Source organism: Synechococcus sp. 63AY4M2 (assembly GCF_002760475.1).
GTDB lineage: Bacteria > Cyanobacteriota > Cyanobacteriia > Thermostichales > Thermostichaceae > Thermostichus.
In genome coordinates this window covers 2,622,004-2,629,027 of record NZ_AXUX01000001.1, presented here as the reverse complement: position 1 = coordinate 2,629,027, position 7,024 = coordinate 2,622,004, and the positions used below count along the sequence as shown (strand labels likewise).

The window sequence follows — 7,024 nt, the reverse complement described above, 5'->3', positions numbered from 1 at the left end:
GTGTTTCCAATTTCTAGGGATCCCCCCGAAGGGGGAACTTTAGTTTAGTACTGCCTAATTGGAGGTTCGTTATGGCCGTTTCCAATTTCTAGGGATCCCCCCGAAGGGGGAACCCGGCTAGTTAGCCGAACCCAACGTTGTTGTTGAAAGTTCGTTTCCAATTTCTAGGGATCCCCCCGAAGGGGGAACCATCCGGTTCATCCGGGCTCGTTTGGTTACCAACAGGTTTCCAATTTCTAGGGATCCCCCCGAAGGGGGAACACGTCTAACTAAACGTTGTCCATTGTTGTAACGTATCACATGGTTTCCAATTTCTAGGAATCCCCCCGAAGGGGGAACTATTTTGAAGCTTGACGAAGTAACTATCCGCGAGGCGCGTTTCCAATTTCTAGGGATCCCCCCGAAGGGGGAACTCTACCCTTATTAAACCCAAGCGGGGCAAGGAATGCAAGGCCTATTTGCGAGGGGGTCGGTCGAAGAGGGCAAAAAAAGGCCTTGCAGAGGAGGGGTGAGAGGCCTGAAAGCCTTGTGGCGCAAGGCATCGAGCGGGTCAACGAAAAAATCGGCTTTTGCGGGTTTTGGCGAGGCGCTCGCAGAAGCGTTGATACCGTTTTTATGTGCTTTTGGCAACATGGCTAGGATCGGGATCCCTGGCAAGTCCGAGCTAGGGGCTAATTGCGCAGGCGACCGGAGCGGAGGATGCTGAGGATGAGCCACAGTCCCAAGAGGCTGGCGGCGCCAAAAAGCAGCTCGCTCAGCCAGAAGACCTGGAAGCGCTGGGTTTGCGCCGAGATGATGGCGGCGCCGATAATCAGGGATCCGACCAGGATGCTGTAGGAGAGGCGGTTGGCCGACTGATCCAGGCTGATGCGGAGGTCTTCCAGCTCTTGGATGGTGAGGTTCCAGCGTTGGGTTTCCGAGGTGATGCGGCTAAGCAGCACTTCCAATTGCCGCGGCGACTGCAGCGAGAGGTTTTTCAGGTCCAAGGCTGTGCGCAGCAGCGAGGGTAGGGGAGCTTCCCCCAGCAACTGCTGCCGAAACACGTCCGCCATCAGGGGGCGAATTTGCTCCGGCAGATTGTAGTCTGGGGTGAGCTGGCGGGCGATCCCTTCCAGATTGGCCAGGGCCTTGGCGCACAGCCCCAGGTTGCCGGGGATGCGGATCTGGTTGCGCCGCGCTGCTTGCAGGATCTCGGAGAAAAGCTGGCTAAAATCCAGCTCGGCCACAGTTAGGGTGTAGTACTGCCGCAAAAGACGCTCGTATTCCCGCTGCAACTGGGCCAGGCTGACGGCGGGATCCCGCAAGCGGCCCCTGGGGCTTTCCGGCAGGGCCAGCTCCAGGGTGAGTTCGGCACAGCGCTGGGCATCCAGGCTGACGATGGCCAAAATCAGCTCCAGCACAATCTGCTGCGTGCGCGGATCCAGCCGCCCAATCATGCCGCAGTCCAAGAGGGCTACGCGACCGGATCCCAAATAGAACAAGTTGCCGGGGTGGGGATCGGCGTGGAAGTAGCCGTCGATGCAGATCTGCTGGAAAAAGGCGCGGGTGAGCAGGCGGGCAAGCTGCTGCGGCTCGGCGTCGCTGCGATCCGCCTCCAGGAGTGGCTTTCCTTCGATCCACTCCAGGGTCAGCACCTTGGGGGTGGTAAGAGCCCAATAGACGCGCGGCACCACCAGTTGGTTGGGATCAAACCAACGGCCAGCCTGCAGGCGTTGCCGCAGCTGCTCCGTGTGGCGGGCTTCCTGGGTAAAGTCCAGCTCCGCCTGAATGGCCCGGCAAAACTCATCCGCCAAGGCCACCACGTCTGCCAGCCGGCCAAATTCTGTTTGCGCCACCAATTCAGCAATGCTGCGGATGAGCCTTGTATCCCGCTCTACTATTGCCTCCACGCCGGGCCGCTGGATCTTGAGGGCCACCGCTTCGCCGCTGACGAGATGGGCGCGATGGACCTGGGCAATGGATCCCGCCGCCACCGCTTCCGTGTCGAGGCTGCTGAATACCTGTTCCAGCGGCTTTCGCAACTGCTGGCGCAGCAGGATCTCCACCGCGTTCCAGGGCACGGGGGGCACATTGCTCTGCAGGGTGCTGAGGGCCTCGATATACTCCCGCGGCAGCAGGTCGGGGCGGGTGCTCAGCAACTGGCCCAGCTTCACATAGACCGGCCCCAGATCCACCAGGATGTTGCGCAGCACCAGGGGTGGTGGCAGTTGCGGCTCTTCCGCCTTGCCCAAAGAGAGCAAGCGCCGCATGTAGTCCCAGCCGTGGCGCAGGACTACTTCTAGGATCTCCGCCTGACGGGCGCTATTCTGGGCCAGCCGCGCAAAGACCACCTCTTTCCTCTCCTCTTCCGGGCTTGCCTAGGAAGGCTTAGAAAAAGGGCACGGGAGCCACCCGGCGGGTTCCATCCCAGCCGCTGGCTAGCCCTTCTCGCAAGACCCGCAGCACCTCGTCGGTGCTGGCGTTGGGCTCGGCAAAGGAGAAGAGGTGCTTATAGCGCAGCCTCCCTTCGCGATCCACGATGAACTGGCCTGGCAGGGGCGCCCCCAGGGCTTGGCCGACGCCGTAGAGCCGAAAGGTTTTGCACTCCGGATCCACCAGCAGCGGATAGGGCAGTTCCAGGTCGGCTTGGATCTGTTGGCTTTGCACCGGGTCGGTGCTGGTAACCATCAGCAGCTCTGCTCCCAGAGCCCGGATCTCCTCGTAGCGGGCCTTCAGCTCCTGGATGTGGGGGTAGCAGAAGGGGCAGAAGAGCTTTTCTGTAAAGATGCGGGTAAAGGCCAGAACCACCGGCTTTTGGCCGCGGTAGTCCGACAGGCGCACGGGATCCCCGTGCACATTGGGCAGCTCAAAGTCAGGGGCCAGCTCGCCAATCTGCAGAGGGCTGTTGGCCGGCTGGGGGATGAAGTTGTCGAAAAAGCGACGGTTGAACAGGCTGCTGTTGCTGGTCATTGCCATTTTTTACGTTTCTTTACTACCTGCCACCAGCCTAACCCAAAGCCTCGGCCACTGCCTTTAGCCGTCGCAGTTGTGCCCGCATGTCGTGCCGGGTCAGCTCCGCTGCCACCAGATAGAACCCTGCCGCCACCCAAGGGTTGGGGATGCAAAACTCAAAGCGGTTTACCAATAGCGTTCCCAGCGGCTGGGGGCAACATTCCCAGCGGTCGGTGCCCTGAAAAAAACCCTCAAACTGCCACTGCACCAGGCCCTCGGCCCGCTCGGCGATCACGCAGTCTAGGCTGGGGGAAACCAGCGGCAGGCGCAGGAAAAAGCGGTAGCGGCTGCCCAGTTGCCCAGTGGGGGATCCCAGCGCCTCACAGCTCAACAGGGGGTTGAGCCAGCGCCGCATCAGCGCTGGATCGATTAGACAGCGCTCCACCTGGGCCACGCCAGCGGCAATTTCAATCGCTTGAGTATAGACGGGCATGCTCTAGGGAGCGGCTGCAGCGGCAGGCTGCGCTTCGCCGCCAGGGACGACGGTACTCAGCAAAATCAGGATATCGCGATACTCCACCTGATCCGGCCCGCGGCGGGGGGATCCCACTTGGATGACCGCCTGCTGGGGCGGCCTGTCGGGGCGAGGGGGAGACTCGAACACCAGCGTGCGGATGCCGCCGGCCTGCTCGAGATCGGAGAGGAGATCCCAGCCCCGGCCCCAGAGGGTGCGGCGGTAGTAGGCGGCGATCTCCGAGAGAGGTTGAGAGGTCTGCAAAATCAGGGAGGCAAGCCCTCCTTCCTGATCCCAAATTTGCCCCGAAGAGATGACGGTGGCGTCGGGCAAGCGCAACTGGTGCGGGAAGTGGGGAGGGAGAGCGCGGGTATCGCCCACGGAAGCCTCAAAATGGGTGCCATCTTCGCCGATGTGGCGCAGCACCGGATCCGGGGGGGCAGCTTCGGAAGGAGATGCGTCTGGCCAAGGGCGACAGGCAGCCAACAACGCTAGCGACAGCCAAGCCAGAAGTTGCACCTGACCTGGGCAAAAATGTCCTCTCATCGCATAGCCAGGGATCCCTCAGTGGGTTATAGCGGATCCCCATTCCTCCCCACAACCCGTTAGCAGGGATAGCAGGACCCCTCGAGCTGCACAAGCGGCAACTGCACAGCCTAAGATAGGTTCTGGAGAGGTGTCCGAGTGGTTTAAGGAAGCAGTCTTGAAAACTGTCGTGGCGCAAGCCACCGTGGGTTCGAATCCCACCCTCTCCGTCAAATCAAGTTTGCCGCAGGAAGACCATCCAGACCTAGCTGGATTCCCTTGTCTCAGTTCCCAGAGGTTTGTTTTCAGAGGCAGCCGGCCAGAGGCCGCGGCAGCTAGGATCCACTCTCAGCAGGATGAGGATCCTCTTTTTTTGGGGGTTCTCGAGGAGAAGATTTTTGGCTCCACTGGAGTTGTCGCAGGATCCCGCGTAACAGGGCCACCTCGGACACGATCAGGCCGGCGCGGTGAAAGAGGGCGCGCAGCTTGAGCATCTTGCGGCGAGCGGTGTGGGGGTGCAGGTAGCCAATTTGCAGCAACAGCGCCTCCAGGTGGCCGAAAAAACCCTCCAGCAGCTCGAAGGGAGCCGGCTTTGAGATCCCAGAGCTGGTCACTGGCGGGGGAAGATTCTGGCAGAGGAGGGTGCGCAGCTCGTAGCAACAGATGCCCACTGCCTGGGCCAAGTTCAGGGAAGGGTAGGCCGGATCGGTGGGGATCTGGATCTGGCGATGGCAGAGGGCCAGCTCTTCGTTGCTCAAGCCCCGATCTTCAGGGCCAAACACCAGAGCGGCAGGGCCGGCAGCCAGCAGCTCCGGGAAAGCCTGGCGGGGAGACTGAATTTGCCATTCGGGCGGGTAGGGCTCGCGGCGGCCTGCTGTCCCGAATACCTGCACACATCCCTGAAGGGCCTCGGCTAAGGTTGGCACCTGCCGGGCTTGGCGGAGCAAGTCCGTCGCATGCACGGCCATGGTGACTGCTTCTGCGTCGAGGGGATCGCATTGGGGATCCACCAACACCCACTGCCGCAGGCCCATGTTTTTCATCACGCGGGCAATGGCCCCGAGATTGCGCGGCCCTGCCGGCCGCACTAACACAAGGCGTACCTGCGCCAATCGCTCCTGAGCCCAGTTGGACGATGCCGGCATTGCTCAGAAATCGCAGATAGGGATCCCCTAAAGTAGAGGAGTTAGATCTTGTCATAGATTGCGCCGATGGGATCCGCCTACCGCCGTTGGCTGAGTTGGATGTGCCTATTGCTGCTGGGGTGCTGCTGGGGATCCCCAGCCTTGGCTGCCCATTCGTCGCTCTCCCCCGCAGCAGAGCCGACTCAGGTGTCGCCCCAGCTCGTTCGCGATAGCGGTGCGGAGCACTTTTCTCTGGCCGAGGCGCGACAGCGGCTGGAAGCCATTGCCGAGGCCATGCGCTCGATCCGCCTATGCAGCCGCCCCAACTGCCGTTACCGCGATATCTCCGTCGAGGTTCGACCCATAGCAGGAGCCGAGCCGCCGGAGTACGAGGGCCGCATCGACGCCGCCATCGACCGCCCCTCCGGTAGCTTGGACAGGGCCCACTACCGGCTGCGATTTCGGGGGGGGCGTTGGCAGTTGTTGGGGGGGGAAGAGGTTTCCGATGTCTCCTCGTTTTTCTTTGAGGGAGATACTTACGAGGTGTTCAGCGCCTACGGCAGTCGCAAAGGCAAATTGGCAGACGCCAGCAGCAGCCTGCGCGTTGGCTATCGGGAACTCTACTATCGCGTTTTCGACCGGGGCCAAGAGCGTTGGCCATAGAGACCTATGAGAGAACAACAACACACCTTGGCCAGCTCTATTTCCCTAGAGGGGGTGGGCCTGCACACCGGCCTGCCGGTTCGCTGTAGCCTGCATCCGGCCCCTGCCAGCAGCGGTCGAGTCTTTGTGCGGGTGGATCAGCGGGGCTCCCCTCCCATCCCCGCTCGGTTGGGATCCCTGGCCCCTGCCGCTCTCTGCACCCGTCTACAGCAGGGATCCCCCCCTGTCCAGGTGCAGACGGTGGAACACTTGTTGGCCGCTCTTTACGTGCTGGGCATCGACAACTGCCGCATCGAGGTGGAGGGGCCGGAGCTGCCGATTCTGGATGGCTCCGCCCTGCCCTTTGTGGAGGCCGTTGCCCAAGCCGGGATCCTGGCCCAGGAGCAGCCGGCCCTGCTGGGGGTGATCCAGGAGCCGGTCACGGTCTGGGCAGGGGAAGCCTTTGTCAGCGCCGTGCCCTACCCCGGGTTTCGCTTTACCTATGGCATCGATTTTGCCGACTGCCCTATCGGCCAACAGTGGCTGAGCTGGCGGGAGAACAGGGCGGACTTTGTCCAATCCATTGCCCCGGCCCGCACCTTCGCCCGCCAACAGGATGCGGAGCTGGCCCACCAACAGGGGCTGATTCAGGGGGGCAGCTTGGAAAATGCTATCGTCTGCAGCAAAACCGAGTGGTTGGGGCCGTTGCGCTTCCCGGATGAGCCGGTGCGCCATAAGCTGATAGATTTACTAGGAGATCTCAGCTTGTTGGGCTGCCGCTTGCAGGGGCACATTGTGGCCTACAAGGCGGGCCACGCCCTCCACCACCGTTTGGCTGAGCAGTTGCTCAAGAGTGGATCCCTGCAGGTGGAGCCAGCTCAAGAGCAAGCAAGGGATCCCCTTTGCCTCGGTGGGGTGGAATCTCGCTCTTCGTTTTGAGGGGGATCCCGGCTGCTGGGATGGGTGAAAAGTTCCTGGCCTGCTGCAATTTCTCTGTGCGGCCTTGCTTTGGGTTCAATGCCCGCCCATGCGGGCTTTAGCTAATCCGCCGTTCGCGCTAGCGGGACGTAGTCCTGGAAGCCCCGCTCTGTACCCCCCAGTCCCCCAGCCCCCCAGTCCCCCCGTATACGGGGGGATATAGGGGGGGCGGGCCGGTCAGAGTCGGGATGAGAGGCGGGAGCGTTCAACAGGTACAATGCATTCATCATGAGAACCGCTTACCAGTACCGCTTGCGCCCTACTGCTAGCCAAGTCGCCCTGATGGGTGAGTGGCTGGAGCTGCTGCGTA

The 7,024-nt window shown here is 61.8% G+C and carries 7 protein-coding genes, 1 tRNA gene and 1 CRISPR repeat array; of the genes, 3 read left to right on the top strand and 5 right to left on the bottom strand.

Annotated elements, in window-relative coordinates; translation table 11 throughout:
* Nucleotides 1-2 precede the first annotated feature (2 nt).
* Nucleotides 3-413: direct repeats of the CRISPR family, unit length 36 nt; unit sequence GTTTCCAATTTCTAGGGATCCCCCCGAAGGGGGAAC.
* Between the two features lie 258 nt (nucleotides 414-671).
* From SYN63AY4M2_RS11715 to SYN63AY4M2_RS11700, 4 genes are read right to left on the bottom strand one after another with little or no spacing between them, the layout of a single operon-like run.
* Nucleotides 672-2,330, bottom strand: coding sequence for an AarF/ABC1/UbiB kinase family protein (locus SYN63AY4M2_RS11715; protein WP_011430768.1), 1,659 nt, complete (start codon nucleotides 2,328-2,330; stop codon nucleotides 672-674).
* Nucleotides 2,331-2,367: 37 nt separating this feature from the next.
* Nucleotides 2,368-2,955 (bottom strand): peroxiredoxin family protein, encoded by a 588-nt coding sequence (locus SYN63AY4M2_RS11710; RefSeq protein WP_346426058.1) that lies wholly within the window; start codon nucleotides 2,953-2,955, stop codon nucleotides 2,368-2,370.
* A 31-nt stretch (nucleotides 2,956-2,986) separates the two neighbouring features.
* Nucleotides 2,987-3,424, bottom strand: coding sequence for an SRPBCC family protein (locus tag SYN63AY4M2_RS11705; RefSeq protein ID WP_011430770.1), 438 nt, complete (start codon nucleotides 3,422-3,424; stop codon nucleotides 2,987-2,989).
* A gap of 3 nt (nucleotides 3,425-3,427) precedes the next feature.
* Entirely contained in the window at nucleotides 3,428-3,991 is a 564-nt protein-coding gene (locus SYN63AY4M2_RS11700; RefSeq protein WP_011430771.1) for a hypothetical protein, read from the bottom strand.
* Nucleotides 3,992-4,115: 124 nt separating this feature from the next.
* On the opposite strand from SYN63AY4M2_RS11700, the gene SYN63AY4M2_RS11695 reads away from it, so the two are divergent.
* Nucleotides 4,116-4,200: transfer RNA gene (locus SYN63AY4M2_RS11695), tRNA-Ser, on the top strand.
* Between the two features lie 105 nt (nucleotides 4,201-4,305).
* Here the strand turns inward: SYN63AY4M2_RS11695 and SYN63AY4M2_RS11690 are convergent.
* A complete protein-coding gene (locus tag SYN63AY4M2_RS11690; protein ID WP_011430772.1) occupies nucleotides 4,306-5,115 on the bottom strand; it encodes an RNA methyltransferase in 810 nt (269 codons plus the stop codon).
* 66 nt (nucleotides 5,116-5,181) lie between these two features.
* Here SYN63AY4M2_RS11690 and SYN63AY4M2_RS11685 point away from each other — a divergent pair, with 66 nt between their 5' ends.
* Nucleotides 5,182-5,757: a hypothetical protein gene (locus SYN63AY4M2_RS11685; RefSeq protein WP_011430773.1), complete on the top strand. Its 576-nt coding sequence runs from the start codon at nucleotides 5,182-5,184 to the stop codon at nucleotides 5,755-5,757.
* Between the two features lie 6 nt (nucleotides 5,758-5,763).
* The gene (gene lpxC / locus SYN63AY4M2_RS11680) at nucleotides 5,764-6,675 is read left to right on the top strand and encodes a UDP-3-O-acyl-N-acetylglucosamine deacetylase (RefSeq protein ID WP_011430774.1); all 912 of its coding nucleotides are present in this window, start codon (nucleotides 5,764-5,766) and stop codon (nucleotides 6,673-6,675) included.
* Nucleotides 6,676-7,024 lie beyond the last annotated feature (349 nt).

Coding starts and splice junctions, on each gene's coding strand:
- lpxC (WP_011430774.1), top strand. CDS start 5,764: ATGAGAGAACAACAACACACCTTGGCCAGCTCTATTTCCCTAGAGGGG.
- SYN63AY4M2_RS11705 (WP_011430770.1), bottom strand. CDS start 3,424: ATGCCCGTCTATACTCAAGCGATTGAAATTGCCGCTGGCGTGGCCCAG.
- SYN63AY4M2_RS11710 (WP_346426058.1), bottom strand. CDS start 2,955: ATGGCAATGACCAGCAACAGCAGCCTGTTCAACCGTCGCTTTTTCGAC.
- SYN63AY4M2_RS11700 (WP_011430771.1), bottom strand. CDS start 3,991: ATGAGAGGACATTTTTGCCCAGGTCAGGTGCAACTTCTGGCTTGGCTG.
- SYN63AY4M2_RS11690 (WP_011430772.1), bottom strand. CDS start 5,115: ATGCCGGCATCGTCCAACTGGGCTCAGGAGCGATTGGCGCAGGTACGC.
- SYN63AY4M2_RS11685 (WP_011430773.1), top strand. CDS start 5,182: ATGGGATCCGCCTACCGCCGTTGGCTGAGTTGGATGTGCCTATTGCTG.